This is a genomic window from Thermohalobacter berrensis, assembly GCF_003609645.1.
GTDB lineage: Bacteria > Bacillota > Clostridia > Tissierellales > Thermohalobacteraceae > Thermohalobacter > Thermohalobacter berrensis.
Window position 1 is genome coordinate 110,077 of sequence record NZ_MCIB01000023.1, and the last position, 16,317, is coordinate 126,393.

The window sequence follows — 16,317 nt, forward strand, 5'->3', positions numbered from 1 at the left end:
AGTCAAAAGAAAAACTAAAAACCAGTAATGTTACTAGACTACCTATAAGGAATTGAAACTACTAGAGCTGTTGTCTGAACTGCTTGAGAAGCTGTAGTTACTAGACTACCTATGAGGAATTGAAACTGTTCATCTAAATAAGGTATTTGTCCTGTCTTTAGCGTTACTAGAGTACCTATAAGGAACGTAAAATCAATTTTAAGTTGTGAATTGTAAATTTTAAATTGAAAATACATATCGAAGTTTTTACTGTTGAGGAATTACAACTTCCTCAACTTTTTTTGTCTTAAAAAGAGGAATTTTAAGGATATAAATAGAAAATATAGTAATATCAGCAAAAGCTTGGAGGGGAAATATGAGATTAGAAGTTGATTTTACATTTAAGGATAAATTAATTTTACCAATCCATTATAATCACATAGTACAAGGATTTATTTACAATAACATTTCTGATGCTGCATTTCGTAAATTTCTCCATGATAAAGGATACAAATATGAAAAGAGAAATTTCAAATTATTTACATTCTCCAGAATAATGGGAAAATTTAAAATGAATAAAAAGGAATCTACCATTACTTTCTTTTCACCAATAAAACTTGTCGTTTCTTCAATTTTAGATGATTTTGTTAATGACTTTGTTACTACTCTAATGAAAAAGGAAGATCTTAGACTAAGAAATACACCCATCAATTTTGATAAGATGGAAGTTCATGATTATAATAATCAATCAGATGAAGTACATATTAGTATGCTTTCACCTATGACAACCTATAGTACCGTTGAAATACACAGAAAGAAAAAAACTATTTATCATAAACCAGGTGATGATATCTTTTCTGATTTAATTTATAAAAATCTTAAGAAGAAATATAAATCTATATATGGAGGGGAAGCACCAGAAGGAGAGTTTTTAATAAAACCTGTAGATGAGAATAAAATGAAGCTTATATCAGCTAAATACAGAGGTTTTATCATAAAAGGTTGGCTAGGTGAATACATATTAAAGGGTGATCCAGAGTTAATAAAACTTGCATACGATACAGGACTAGGTAGCAAAAATGCCCAAGGTTTTGGGTGTTTTAAAATTAAAAATAGAAGGGAGGGAAGTTGATGCAAGAAGGTATTTTACAAATAGGAAAAGCAGTATATGATAAAGAAAATTTTTTAAATAACATTGTCGAAAAAATTGATATAAAAGATAAAAAGGGTAATCCCAAATATATAATACAGATAAATTTTGACACAAAAAGTCAGAAAATTGAAATAAAACTACGTGAAGAAGCAAATACAAAATCACCTCAAAATCTCCTTTGGATAGGCACAGCAGATGGGCCTAGTTCTCCTCAGTGGTACACAACAGGAAATAAACCTACTTATTTAATATCCCAAGTAATACCTAACTTAGTAAATATGGAAATAGAGGGTTTAAGTAACGATTTAAAAAGTATCTTTGATAATTTTTTCTACGATATGGGAGAACTAGATAAAAGAAAAAAAAGATATAGATATGTAATCGATTTAAGTAAACTATCTACTGATTTAAAGTCTAATGAAGAAATTCTAAAAGAATGTGATGGAGATGTAAAAAAGGCTATAAAAAAGGTAGAAAAAGAGATAAATGATTATATCAAGAAAGAACTAGGAATTAAGCCAAAAGAAGTAGCTCTTTATTTCTTATCAATAGATAATGTACCTATAAGTGATAATAAGGAATATAGAAAAAGGGTAAAAAAAGAGAAACTTAAGGCGTTTGAACAGGGAGAAAAAGGGGTTTGCTCTATATGTAGCAGTAAAGAAGGATTAAGTTCTGATACCAGTAAATTACAACTTAAATTTTATACCACTACTAATCTTAACTTTCCATCAGGGTTTTCAAAGAAAAACTATTCAAAAAATATGCTCTTATGTAAAGAATGTATGTTACAGTTGATAGCTGGAGAACAATTTATAATGGATAAGCTAAAAACTAATATAGGTGGCCTGCAGATATATTTAATTCCCCATTTCTTATATGATTCTAGTTTAACAAGAAATGATATGGAACTAATTTCAGAAAGAATTATGGATACCTTTACTACTTCAAAAAAAGTAGAGGGAATAGTAGAACTAGAAGGGGAAATATGGGATACTATTGATTTAAGTGGTAAAGAAAACTATTATCTTTTAAATATTTTATTTTATAAAAGTTCACAACAGGCTGTTAAAGTACAAAAACTAATAAAAGATGTACATCCATCTAGATTTAGTACAATTATTAATAATTCTCATATAGTTAGAAATGACTTTAAAAAATTAATATCAAACAAACTATCTATTCCTTTTGGTTTAGAGAGTGTTTATTATCTAATACCAGTAAAAATTAAACAGGGTGAGATAAAAGAATATAGGAAGCTTTTAACTATTTATGAAGCAATATTTAAAAAGCTTCCAATTAAAAAAGATATGCTTCTTAAATCTCAAATTAAATTAATGAGAATTCATTACTTTGAAAATCAAAGACAATATAATGTAAAAAAAGCTAAACTACATAATGCAATGATACAGTCAAACATGTTTTTTAAATTCTTAGAAAATATAGGATGTTTAGAAAGGGGGAGAGTGATGGATACAGATAAGTTAAACATTGAAGATGATATGAAAAATTACATAGAAGAAATGAGATATAACGAAGAAGAAGCTGCTATGTTTTTATTAGGTTGTTTGGTAGGTAAGGTAGGTAATAAGCAATATACTGATAGAAGTGGTAAGAAACCAATTCTTAATAAACTAAATTTTAATGGTATGGATATATCTAAAACAAAGAGATTATCCTCTGAAATAGTAAGTAAATTAAGACAAAATAAAATATTAAAATATAACGAAAAACTATATGCAGCCCATAAACAGTTATTTGATAAGAATATAAAAAATTGGAGTTTAAACAAGCATGACAATTTGTATTATATACTTTCAGGATATTCTTATGTTACTTCAAAAACAATGTTAAGAGAAGGGGGAAGCAAAGATGAATAATAGTGAAATACTATTTTTGTATGATGCCAAAATGACTAATCCAAATGGGGACCCTGATGAGGAAAATAGACCAAGGATGGATTATGAAAGGGACATAAATTTAGTTTCAGATTTAAGACTTAAAAGATATATAAGAGATTACTTAGAAATGCAAGGAGAAAGGATATTTGTAACAAAGCTTGAGGATAAATCTGTAAAACCTGAAAAAATAATAGATAAGCTAAAGAAGGATTTAGGTAAGAAAAAATTGACAAAGGAAGAAATATTAAAGGAGCTTATAGATGTAAGATTATTTGGTGCAACAATGCCAATAGAAAGGGATACTAAGACATTTACAGGACCAGTTCAATTTAATTGGGGGTACTCTTTAAATAAGGTTGAGCTTATTGAAGCTGCAATTACTTCACATTTTTCTACAGATAGTAAAAACCAGCAAGGGGCCATGGGTAGAGATTATAGAGTGAAATATTCTTTTATAGCTTTTTCAGGAGTTATTAGCGGAAATAGGGCAAAACATACACTATTGACTGAAGATGATGTTAATAAATTAGATAAAGCCATGGTTAAATCTATACCTTTACTATCCACTAGAAGTAAGGTTGGACAATATCCAAGATTATATATGAGAGTAGAGTATAAGGATAATGAAACAATATTGGGAGATATGAGAAGTACAATTGAATTAATTGAGAAAAATGAAAGCCCTAGGGATATTTCAGAGATAAAAATTGATGTTACTAAATTAGTAAAACATCTTGAAGATAATAAAGATAGAATAGAGTCTATATATTATTTTGCAGATCCTAATTTAGAAATATATCAAGAAGGGGAAGAAAAAGAATTTAAAGATATATTTAATAGTTTTAACCTTGTGGAAGTTAGGTGATAAACATGAAAAAGGATATTCTAATATTTGATGTAGAAGGATATGCAGCCCATTTTAGAAAGTTTTATACAAATTCATCTTCACTATCATATAGTGTTCCTCCAAGAACAGTAATATCTGGTATAATAGCAGCTATTATGGGAATTGAAAGGGATACTTACTATGATGATTTTAGTAAAGCAAATCTAGAAATAGCAGTAAGAAAAAATAAAAAAACTAGAAAAATTATGCAGACAGTTAACTACATGAAAATCACATCAAACAAGCATTTTCAAATACCTGAAGAACATACACAAATACCTTTTGAAATTATATTAGGTGAAAAGGGATGTGTAAGCTATAGGTTTTATGTTTCTCATCATGATAAAACTTTTTTAGACCAATTAGAAAAAAGAATAAAAGAGAAGAGATATTATTACTCTCCCTATCTAGGTACAGCTTCCTTTTCTTGTAGTTTTAAATATATAGACAGAGTTAAGGGAGATGAAAAACAAACAGATTCTGAAATTTATATTGCTACAGTAGTTCCATTTAATTCTATTATCGAAAGGGGTATAAAATTAAGTAAAATAAATACTACACAAGTATTATTAATGAAAGAAAAAATGCCTTCAGAATTTACAGGAGATAGAGAAATAAAATCTGTAGAATCCTATGTATATGACGAAAATACTAATCCATTACCAGTTATCTTAAAAGAAAATTATATAAACCTTAATTATAATGGAGAAAGTGAAAATATAGTTTTTATGTAGAGGTGTTTAATATGGAATTTAAATCCCATCCAAATAAAAAATTGATAAGACACCTAAAGGAAGTAGAAGATTATGCTAGTAAATTTTTAAAAGATAATGAACAAAGAATAAAAACATCTTTAAGCATTATATGTAAGTGTCATGATTTTGGAAAATATACTACATATTTTCAAGAACACTTATTTGAAAATTACAGTGGTGATTTATCAAACCATGGATTTATTTCAGCACTTTTTGGGGGATTTGTGGGATTAAAAGTATTTGGGGAGGATAATTATCTTCCCCTTATCTTATATAGTGTAATACTCCATCATCACGGTAACTTAGATGATATATATGCTGATTTACCAAATAGATTAAGGTTTAACAGACAATCATTAAAGGTAGAATTAAAAATTAAACTTGATGCTGTAGATAAACAATTGGATAACATGAATGAAAACTTTCAGATTATTTATTCAGAATTAGAAGAACTAGGTATACATGAGTATTTTAAAGAGTTTATTAAAAATAGACCTTATGAAGAAATATTAAGGAGTTTATTAAAAATTGCTAAATTAATAGAAAGAAACAAAATAAATAAAGATAAATTATATTCAACACATCAATTATTATATTCTTGTCTTATAGATGCAGACAAACTTAGTGCGTCCCAAACACCGTTACCAGAAACAAAGGAACTTACATATTCTAGTTTACTTGAAAAATATAAAAGAATGTTTAAAAAGAAAACCTATGGAAAGCTAGATGAAATGAGGACAGATATTTTCAACAGGATACAAAAAAACCTTGTATCTAGTTATGAGGATAATAAATACTTTTCCATTACTGCTCCTACAGGTTCAGGAAAAACTTTAGCTGGATTTTATGCAGCCAAAAAACTTAGAGAACTTTTAGGAGGAAATCGTAAAATAATCTATGCCCTTCCATTTACTTCAATAATTGACCAAAACTATTCTGTTATAACAAATTTACATGAAGATAATGAAGATTTTAAAAATAACCCCAGTCAATATATATTAAAACACCATCACTTATCAGATATAGATTATAGAACTGAAGAGAAAGATTATAATATTGATGCTTCAAATTTGCTTCTAGAAGGTTGGAAAAGTTCAATAATTGTAACTACTTTTGTACAATTATTTGAAACCTTGATTGGATATAGGAACAAAATGTTAAAGAAATACCATAACCTTAGGGGTGCTGTAATACTATTAGATGAGCTTCAGACAATAGACATTAGATATTGGAAACTAATAGATTATGTATTAAAAAAGTGTTGTGAAGAATTAGACTGTAGAATAATTACCATGACAGCTACTAAACCCATAATATTAAAGGATAGCAAGGAATTGCTAGATAACTACAAGGATTATTTCAAGAAATTAAACAGAGTAAAACTATATTTTGATGATAAAGAGAAAACTATAGACGAGTTTTGTAATGATTTTAGAAGTACTATTGAAGATAAATCATATTTGATAATATGCAACACTATAGGACAATCCATAGAAGTATATGAAAGATTAAAGGATTTAGATAGGGAAGTAATATATTTATCAACAAATATAATTCCAAAAATGAGAAGGAAACGTATAGAAAAAATAAAGGATATAATGGATTCAAAGCCAATAGTTGTATCAACACAGGTTGTAGAGGCAGGTGTTGATTTAGATTTTGATGTGGTATATAGGGATTTAGCTCCATTAGATAGCATAATACAGGCAGCTGGAAGATGTAATAGAAATGCAGAAAAAAAGGGAGAAGTTAAGGTAATAAAATTAGTTAAAGATGATATGTTAACTGGCAAATACATATATGGTTCTATACTTTTAATCTTAACGAATGAAATTTTAAAAAAGGGAGAGTTTGAAGAGTCGGAGTTTTTAACTTTAATTCAAACATATTTTAGAAAAGCTATTGAAAAGGTAAATTCAACAGATGAATCTGATAAATTAATTAAATGGATAGAAAACATTAAGTTTGGAGATATAAAGAGTTTTTCTTTAATAAAAAATAGACCAGATTATGTGGATGTGTACTTTGAAATAGATGATTTTGCAAAAAAATTGTTTCAAAAATATAAAGACGAAGTTATTGGTGAAACTGATTATAAAAAAAGGAATAAAGCAATATTAAGGCTGAAACCTAAACTTAGAGATTATATTATATCCTTGCCTGTTAAATTCTGTAAAGAATTTATAGATGAGAAAACTTTTTTAAGGATGCCTATTGAAGATAAACAAAGGGTATATAGGGATGATATAGGATTCAACAGAGATAAAATAGACGAAACAATAATATTTTAACTTTTAAATTAGGAGGAGTTTTGTGGAAGATATAAGGGTTAATGGTACTCTTATTTGGTACTACCATATATGCAAAAGGGAAGTATGGCTTATGGCACATGGAATAGTAGCTGATCAAGAAAATACTTACATGGATTTAGGCAGGTTTATACATGATAATTCTTATTCTAGAAAAAAGAAAGAGGTATCAATAGGAAATATAAAAATAGATGTAATAAGTAAAGGGGATGGACAAGTAGTTGTAGGAGAAGTTAAAAAGAGTTCAAGGTTTAAGGAAAGTTCTAGGATGCAGCTTGCATATTATTTGTGGCAGCTTAAAAAACAAGGTGTTGAGGGAGCAGGGATTTTGATGTTTCCAAAGGAGAGAAAAAGAGAAGAAATAAATTTAACTGATGAGCTAATAAATGAGCTTAAAGCTATTGAAAAAGATATTTTAAAGATAATATATAGAACTTATCCTGAGAAACCTAAAAAAATTCCTTTTTGTAAAAAGTGTGCATATAGTGAATTTTGTTGGTCTTGATGAGGTGATTTAGTGAAAAAAACCATTTATATTTTTAATGATGGACGATTAAAAAGAAAAGATAATACTTTATATTTTGAAACTGAAAAAGGTAGAAAGTTTGTACCTGTAGAAGATGTAAGCGATTTTTATATATTTGGTGAAGTTGACTTAAATAAAAGACTTTTAGATTTTCTTACAAAGAAAAAAATAATTCTTCACTTTTTCAATTACTATGGGTACTATATAGGATCATATTATCCTAGGGAGTATCTAAATTCAGGCTATATGATATTAAAACAAACAGAACATTATATTGATGAAAATAAAAGACTTAAAATAGCAAGAGAAATAGTAAAGGGTAGCAGTAAAAATATGCTTAATGTAATAAAATATTATATAAATCGTGGTAAAGAGCTTGAAAATATTAATAATAGTATAGAAAGTCTTTACAATCAAATTAATGAATGTAAAAACACATCTGAATTAATGGGGATAGAGGGGAATATAAGAGATGTTTATTATAAGGGATTCGACGAAATAATTGATGATAATAATTTTGAATTTAATCAAAGAACGAAACGTCCACCAGAAAATAAATTAAATGCTTTAATAAGTTTTGGTAATTCAATGTTGTATGTACTTGTATTAGGAGAAATATATAAAACCCACTTAGACCCTAGAATAGGATATTTGCATACTACTAATTTTAGACGTTTCACCCTAAATTTAGATATAGCTGAAATTTTTAAACCAATTATAGTTGATAGGATTATATTTTCACTTATATCAAAAAAAATGATTACTAAGAAGGATTTTGAAAAGGATATGGGAGGAATCCTTTTAAATGAAAAGGGAAAGAAAACATTTATACAAGAATTTGATAAAAGATTAAAGACTACCATAAAGCACCGAAAGTTAGGAAGAAAAGTATCCTACAGAAGACTTATAAGAATGGAGCTATATAAATTAGAAAAACATCTGATAGGTGAAAAGGAATATACACCTTATGTTTCCAAATGGTAATGAGGTGGTATTTTGTTTGTTATTTTGGTATATGATGTAGGTGTTAAAAGGGTAAATAAAGTATTAAAAACATGTAGAAGGTACTTACATTGGGTACAAAATTCAGTTCTAGAAGGAGACATTACTGAAGCAAACCTGATAAAACTAAAAACTGAACTTAAAAGTATTATAAATGATAATGAAGATTCAGTAATAATATATAAGTTTAGAACTAAGAAATATCACAACATAGAGACATTAGGGATAAAAAAAGGTGGGGAAGAAAATATTTTATAAACTTTAATAAACAAAAAGTCGTCGACCTCCAGTAGTGCAAAAACCCCTGGGGATCGACGACTTTTTGTTTTTGAAGATAAAAGTAGATGTAATATAGTGTTTTGAAGGGATTAAAGGGTATTTATATGGGAGAAGGTAATAGAAAAAAGTGGTAAAAATCAAATTGACAAAAAATAGTAAACCTGATAAAATCAATATATGTAATGGGTTACTAGAGTACCTATGAGGAATTGAAACCTTATGTCAAGAGTTACTGTATTTGAAAGCGTATTACCAGTTACTAGAGTACCTATGAGGAATTGAAACTATAAAAAAACTTTCTAATACAGTAATAATCTAATGTGTTACTAGAGTACCTATGAGGAATTGAAACAAAGAAGTAGATAAAAGATACAATTTGTTTTATGAAAAGTTACTAGAGTACCTATGAGGAATTGAAACTCAAATTGTCATAATTGATGAATTTGCAGACCTTCAAGTTACTAGAGTACCTATGAGGAATTGAAACCTCCATTGTATTCTATGATATGTGTTTTAGTTTCTGCGTTACTAGAGTACCTATGAGGAATTGAAACATAATCTTCCTAATAATCTTCATCATCTTCTAAATCTGTTACTAGAGTACCTATGAGGAATTGAAACGTGAAAAAGCTAAGCAAGATATATTAAAATACTTAGAAAGTTACTAGAGTACCTATGAGGAATTGAAACTATTGATATTTAAAAATTGTTAATGCTTCAGCTATAAGTTACTAGAGTACCTATGAGGAATTGAAACAGCGTTTTCTATTATATATATAGTGGTTTATTCCGGGTTACTAGAGTACCTATGAGGAATTGAAACCCATCTCTATCTTTGCCTAAATATCTTAATTGTCCAAGTTACTAGAGTACCTATGAGGAATTGAAACTTGACGAGAAACTAGTAATAGAATAAGGAGGCGACACAGTTACTAGAGTACCTATGAGGAATTGAAACTATATTGGTGTTTTTCTGGCCCGTATTTGCTGCAAGTTACTAGAGTACCTATGAGGAATTGAAACCATAATTTATCAATTTCAGTTGTCATATCCTTACCATAGTTACTAGAGTACCTATGAGGAATTGAAACTCTAACTACAACACAAGTATAATTTTGCTAAAACTAAGTTACTAGAGTACCTATGAGGAATTGAAACTCTAATTTTTTAAGTTTCTTTTGGGCTTTTTCTTCATTGTTACTAGAGTACCTATGAGGAATTGAAACAATTAAGTGTTTCTAACGCCCTATCTATTTTTCTTAGTTACTAGAGTACCTATGAGGAATTGAAACACTTGTTCTTCTGCAATACTTGAAGGCAATGTAACTGTGTTACTAGAGTACCTATGAGGAATTGAAACTGTTATTAGCAACGTCTACTGTTACTCTATACTTCCTTTGTTACTAGAGTACCTATGAGGAATTGAAACTATAACTCTCTTTGTATATCTTCATCTGGATGTTCAGTTACTAGAGTACCTATGAGGAATTGAAACAATTCTATAGATATTGAAGGTAAACCCATTTAAAACTCGTTACTAGAGTACCTATGAGGAATTGAAACATAGAAAAAAACAAAAAGACAGGAAAAGAACCGAGCAGTTACTAGAGTACCTATGAGGAATTGAAACGCAACTGTATAGCTGATACTGCATGAAAATCCTGTAACGTTACTAGAGTACCTATGAGGAATTGAAACCCAATCCATTTGTGCCTTCTGCCATTCCACTACTATTGTTACTAGAGTACCTATGAGGAATTGAAACTGGACATAACAATTTTCTTCATTGCCATATCCACTCCAAAAGTTACTAGAGTACCTATGAGGAATTGAAACTCGATAGTGAGAGGTTTTTCATATTGATATATTTTAGGCGTTACTAGAGTACCTATGAGGAATTGAAACATCTTCCTTTTAATTCTTTCTTAGTCGGATATTTACGTTACTAGAGTACCTATGAGGAATTGAAACTATCCTTTCTCTCTCAAATATTGCACTTGGTTTCCAAGCGTTACTAGAGTACCTATGAGGAATTGAAACAACAATATAAAACAGACTGCCACTCAAATTTAAAAGTGTTACTAGAGTACCTATGAGGAATTGAAACATCTTCCTTTTAATTCTTTCTTAGTCGGATATTTACGTTACTAGAGTACCTATGAGGAATTGAAACCTTTTCCCATAATTTGTAACAACCTGAAATGCTCCTTGGTTACTAGAGTACCTATGAGGAATTGAAACTGTATAAAAAATATACATAAATGTATAAATAAGGTACGTTACTAGAGTACCTATGAGGAATTGAAACTCGTGATGAAAATGGTTGGAGGTATGATGTTGCATATGGTTACTAGAGTACCTATGAGGAATTGAAACTTGCACATGGAAATATAGTGAAAAAGACTTATGTAAAAGTTACTAGAGTACCTATGAGGAATTGAAACCATTGGAGACTTTTTCTAAGACGTGGACGGCTGAGGAAGTTACTAGAGTACCTATGAGGAATTGAAACGCGACCGTAACCTCTGTACGTGTATGGAGATTTTTTACAGTTACTAGAGTACCTATGAGGAATTGAAACAAGGTCTATTTCAGACCGATAATAGCGCCGTAAATGGTTACTAGAGTACCTATGAGGAATTGAAACAAAATATACTAAGAGGACACCCGCCGAATAGATTAAGTTACTAGAGTACCTATGAGGAATTGAAACGTTTTACAAGCTACTAAGCAATAGTAAAAGGAGGTGGTTACTAGAGTACCTATGAGGAATTGAAACATGCTCTACAACCTACAATTCTACCTTGTTCATCTCGTTACTAGAGTACCTATGAGGAATTGAAACTAACTACTTTTTCCCTTGTTTTCTGCCATCCTTCTATGTTACTAGAGTACCTATGAGGAATTGAAACTTGTATCAAATTTTGCTGTGACTGTCAAGTGTTTTTTTGTTACTAGAGTACCTATGAGGAATTGAAACAAATCACAGTGTCACAGCGTCACAGCGTCACAGTGTAGTTACTAGAGTACCTATGAGGAATTGAAACAAATGTTTACACCTCCTTTTACTATTGCTTAGTAGCTTGTTACTAGAGTACCTATGAGGAATTGAAACCTATTTGTTTTGAATCTTTATATAGTTTATCTAGTGTGTTACTAGAGTACCTATGAGGAATTGAAACTTGCACATGGAAATATAGTGAAAAAGACTTATGTAAAAGTTACTAGAGTACCTATGAGGAATTGAAACCATTGGAGACTTTTTCTAAGACGTGGACGGCTGAGGAAGTTACTAGAGTACCTATGAGGAATTGAAACGCGACCGTAACCTCTGTACGTGTATGGAAATTTTTTACAGTTACTAGAGTACCTATGAGGAATTGAAACAAGGTCTATTTCAGACCGATAATAGCGCCGTAAATGGTTACTAGAGTACCTATGAGGAATTGAAACAAATGATGAACAAACGTTCACTGGAAAACAGAAAAACGTTACTAGAGTACCTATGAGGAATTGAAACTTTCTTGTCTTTATTTTCATCTTATTTACCTCCCTTGTTACTAGAGTACCTATGAGGAACAAAAGAAGTTGAAAATTGAAAATATTAAATAGGCAATAGAAAAGGATTTAAGTTACAGAGGTGGAAAAATGGACTTAAAGGGAGTCTTAAATATTTTAATAAAAATAAGTATCACATTTTTGTATAGTGCAGGTATTATAGGAATGATTTATGATTATGCTTATACTTCAGAAAGAGGATTTACCTTTTATTTATTAATTTTTATAATCGCAGTACAAGCAACTATGTTGCATAAAAAGAAGAAATTTTCTAATGACTAGATATTTTGTAAAATAAACAATAAAGAACTAATAGGTGTAATAGATTGGATTGTTAGTATACCTATGGGTAATTAAAATTTATTAAATCCCTTCAAAAATGTTTTTGAAGGGATTTAATTTTTTTTGCAGAAAAATATATTATTAGATAGAAAAGGGGGATAACAGGATGGAATTTGATGCAAAAAAATTAGCCAAATTAAGAGATAAACCTAAAGAGTTAATTAAGCTTATTAATAATAGAGACCAAGACTTTATGAACTATCTAAAGACATTCGAGAATAAGAAAGAAATCCAAGAAGTGCTTAAAGAAGAATATGACATAGCTATCTATACTGTAGGTTTTTCAATTTATCCGTTACTTTTCAGTCTTAAAGTAGCAAATCCTAAAGAAAAAGCAATTTTTTTCTATACTAAAGCAAGCTCAAAGTTTAAAGAGGTTTTTGATGAGTTCAAAAAAGAATTTAATTTAGACTTTGAAATAAAACATAGGACGACTGAAAGTTCATCTGACACAGCAGAAATATACCATGAGATTGAAAGGGTATTAAGAAAGCACAGAAATAAAAAAATTGCTATAGATATTACTGGAGGTAAGAAACCAACTATTGCAGCAGGTTTTTTTGGAGCTTCTTTACATAGTGATGAAAATGATATAGATATATTATATATGGATTTTTCAGAATATAAAAATGATATACCTGTTTATGGTTCAGAATTTATAACTATTTTGTTAAACCCTAATGATATATTTAGTGCAGTTGAGAGAAAAGAACTTGAAGAGCTATTTGATTCTGGACAATACAGGGCAGCAAGAAGATTTTCTAAAAGAATAAGGGACAGACTTAAGGCTATATTAAAAAAAATGAAATCTTATGATTTAGATGAACAATTGGCTGAAATTAAAAAGATCTACTATTTTTCAAAGTTATACGAATTAAGAAATGACTTTAATTATGAAGAATGTATAATAAGAGAAGAATATTTAACAAAAGCTGAGATAAAGGGAATATCTAAATTAAAAAAGGCATATAGTAAGATAACAGATTTAGAAGATGAATTATTAAGTAAAGGGTATAGGGGAATAGATGTAAGCACTCAACTTACAAGAAGATTACATAACAGATTTAAAGACGATGATTCATGTTTATATCTAGCTTTAGATAGATATATAAGTGCATTAAGATATAAAAACATAGACTATCAAAGTTATATTTTAAGACTTGTAAGTGTATTAGAACTAGCTGGTACTATTTATACTAAAGGCAGAAGTGAATTATTAAAGGATAAGTTAAAAATAGTGCCTGATTATGAGTTGAGATATAAACTCAATGAATTAAAAAATACAAGAAATAATCTAAGTTTAATACATGGATTTAGAGTTGTAAGTGCACCAAAGCTTGATTATGAGGTAGCAGTACTTAATTATATTTGTTTAGCATTTGATGTTGATAAGCAAATGGTAGAAAATATTATAGAAAAAGAATTAAAGTTTAGAAACTTCAATGAAATAATTTGATAAAATAATTAATATCTAATAGTAAAGTATACACAATTGAACTTGCTAGCAAAAATGTCTCATAAGATATTCAATCAAACAATTAATCATATAAAAGTTGGCATGTTAAATTTCGAAGATACAAAAAGTTCAAAATTGGCTAATAATAGTCGTCGACCTCCAGTAGTGCAAAAACCCCTGGGGATCGACGACTTTTTGTTTTTGGAGGTAAAAGTAACTGTAATATAGTGTTTTGAAGGGATTGAAGGGTATTCATATGGAAGAATATTATAGAAAAAAGTGGTAAAAACTAAATTGACAAAAAATAGTAAACCTGATAAAATCAATATATGTAATGGGTTACTAGACTACCTATAAGGAATTGAAACAAAATTAAGTGAGGTTATATTATGGAATTGATAATTGCGTTACTAGACTACCTATAAGGAATTGAAACTAGCTTCTCCATGCGATTGTGTTTCTGCTTTGTGGTTGGTTACTAGACTACCTATAAGGAATTGAAACCAGTCGCATGCAACCACAAAGCAGAAACACAATCGCATGTTACTAGACTACCTATAAGGAATTGAAACTTACATACGAGAGAGGGTGTATTGGATGGAAAGAGGGAGTTACTAGACTACCTATAAGGAATTGAAACTCTATATCTAAGGCTGTATTGCTTATTTGTACCTCTATGTTACTAGACTACCTATAAGGAATTGAAACTGACATTGGGGGGTAATAAATATGATTGAATTTGATAGTTACTAGACTACCTATAAGGAATTGAAACTAGACAACCTCTAACTCATTTAGTTGTTGAGGGCTAAGTTACTAGACTACCTATAAGGAATTGAAACAGCAAATCCCTTGCGTGTTTTGGTGTCAAATTCATTGTTACTAGACTACCTATAAGGAATTGAAACTTTCATCAAATTCATAATCGTCTATAACTTGTAATAACGTTACTAGACTACCTATAAGGAATTGAAACCTATCTCAACATCATTATGACTACTAAATTTTATTACGTTACTAGACTACCTATAAGGAATTGAAACTCTAGCCTCATTCATTCTTCTAAAAGCTCTTAAATAAGTTACTAGACTACCTATAAGGAATTGAAACTCAACAGGAAGGAATAATCCTTCCTAAACTTGTGCTAGTTACTAGACTACCTATAAGGAATTGAAACAACCACAAAGGAACACAAGTAACTCAAGATCATTATAGTTACTAGACTACCTATAAGGAATTGAAACGAGATAAAGATGATGCAAATTTAACCTTTAATGTTGAGTTACTAGACTACCTATAAGGAATTGAAACTTCGCAGGTTGTAGAATGGGCTTCTTGTTCAGGAAGGGTTACTAGACTACCTATAAGGAATTGAAACCCATCTAAAACTAAAGTATAAGATACTGCTCCTCCCCAGTTACTAGACTACCTATAAGGAATTGAAACAGGATTTCGACGGAGTACCGACTGACCCTGACGACGTTAGTTACTAGACTACCTATAAGGAATTGAAACGCCCTCTCAAGTACATCTTTTGAAGGAGAGGATAGGGTTACTAGACTACCTATAAGGAATTGAAACGATGGGGGAGTAATGAAGAGATACAAGAATTAATTGAGTTACTAGACTACCTATAAGGAATTGAAACTCTTATATGGACTGCTGGAAACGATGGGGCAGGCAGTGGGTTACTAGACTACCTATAAGGAATTGAAACTAACAAAGTATTACTGATTGACCTTGACAAACAAAGGTTACTAGACTACCTATAAGGAATTGAAACGAAAATGTACCAGAAGGTGCGAGTATATATGGGAAAGTGTTACTAGACTACCTATAAGGAATTGAAACTATTGGCTTTCGGTTAAGTGAGGCACAAGGGCTTCTAAGTTACTAGACTACCTATAAGGAATTGAAACTCACCACACTTCTCACATTCTCTCTTTTCTTCTATTAAGTTACTAGACTACCTATAAGGAATTGAAACCAGAGGAACAAGTGTCAAGGTTGGCAACTGGATTAATGTTACTAGACTACCTATAAGGAATTGAAACACCTTGCACATTGTTTGTATCAACCTGAAATGCTCTTTGTTACTAGACTACCTATAAGGAATTGAAACAAAAATTTTTCTAAAAAAGAAGGATATTGGACAAGCTGTTACTAGACTA

At 29.8% G+C, this 16,317-nt stretch carries 10 protein-coding genes and 3 CRISPR repeat arrays (2 of these 13 cut by a window edge); all 10 genes read left to right on the plus strand.

Annotated features, from left to right (window positions below):
* A CRISPR array of direct repeats spans positions 1-192; the repeat unit is 30 nt; it begins 1,313 nt to the left of the window's first position.
* Positions 193-355: 163 nt separating this feature from the next.
* Entirely contained in the window at positions 356-1,111 is a 756-nt protein-coding gene (cas6, locus tag BET03_RS09495; RefSeq protein ID WP_120169716.1) for a CRISPR-associated endoribonuclease Cas6, read from the plus strand.
* Complete coding sequence (locus tag BET03_RS09500) at positions 1,111-3,012, plus strand: TIGR02556 family CRISPR-associated protein (RefSeq protein WP_120169718.1); 1,902 nt, start codon at positions 1,111-1,113, stop codon at positions 3,010-3,012. Before cas6 ends, BET03_RS09500 begins: the two co-directional genes overlap by 1 nt.
* The gene (gene cas7b, locus BET03_RS09505; RefSeq protein ID WP_120169720.1) at positions 3,005-3,898 is read left to right on the plus strand and encodes a type I-B CRISPR-associated protein Cas7/Csh2; all 894 of its coding nucleotides are present in this window, start codon (positions 3,005-3,007) and stop codon (positions 3,896-3,898) included. Before BET03_RS09500 ends, cas7b begins: the two co-directional genes overlap by 8 nt.
* Positions 3,899-3,903: 5 nt before the next feature.
* On the plus strand, positions 3,904-4,653 hold the full coding sequence (gene cas5b, locus BET03_RS09510; RefSeq protein ID WP_120169722.1) for a type I-B CRISPR-associated protein Cas5b: 750 nt from the start codon (positions 3,904-3,906) through the stop codon (positions 4,651-4,653).
* Between the two features lie 11 nt (positions 4,654-4,664).
* On the plus strand, positions 4,665-6,965 hold the full coding sequence (gene cas3 / locus BET03_RS09515; protein ID WP_120169724.1) for a CRISPR-associated helicase Cas3': 2,301 nt from the start codon (positions 4,665-4,667) through the stop codon (positions 6,963-6,965).
* A gap of 22 nt (positions 6,966-6,987) precedes the next feature.
* Positions 6,988-7,488 carry a CRISPR-associated protein Cas4 gene (gene cas4 / locus BET03_RS09520; protein WP_207666060.1) on the plus strand — a complete coding sequence of 167 codons (501 nt, stop codon included), beginning with the start codon at positions 6,988-6,990 and terminating at the stop codon, positions 7,486-7,488.
* Between the two features lie 12 nt (positions 7,489-7,500).
* Complete coding sequence (gene cas1b / locus BET03_RS09525; protein ID WP_120169726.1) at positions 7,501-8,493, plus strand: type I-B CRISPR-associated endonuclease Cas1b; 993 nt, start codon at positions 7,501-7,503, stop codon at positions 8,491-8,493.
* A 12-nt stretch (positions 8,494-8,505) separates the two neighbouring features.
* Complete coding sequence (gene cas2, locus BET03_RS09530; protein ID WP_120169728.1) at positions 8,506-8,769, plus strand: CRISPR-associated endonuclease Cas2; 264 nt, start codon at positions 8,506-8,508, stop codon at positions 8,767-8,769.
* Between the two features lie 207 nt (positions 8,770-8,976).
* Positions 8,977-12,376: a CRISPR direct-repeat array (repeat unit 30 nt; unit sequence GTTACTAGAGTACCTATGAGGAATTGAAAC).
* A 62-nt stretch (positions 12,377-12,438) separates the two neighbouring features.
* Complete coding sequence (locus BET03_RS09535) at positions 12,439-12,630, plus strand: hypothetical protein (RefSeq protein ID WP_120169730.1); 192 nt, start codon at positions 12,439-12,441, stop codon at positions 12,628-12,630.
* Between the two features lie 166 nt (positions 12,631-12,796).
* The gene (locus tag BET03_RS09540) at positions 12,797-14,146 is read left to right on the plus strand and encodes a hypothetical protein (RefSeq protein ID WP_120169732.1); all 1,350 of its coding nucleotides are present in this window, start codon (positions 12,797-12,799) and stop codon (positions 14,144-14,146) included.
* 338 nt (positions 14,147-14,484) lie between these two features.
* Positions 14,485-16,317: a CRISPR direct-repeat array (repeat unit 30 nt; unit sequence GTTACTAGACTACCTATAAGGAATTGAAAC); it runs 755 nt beyond the window's last position.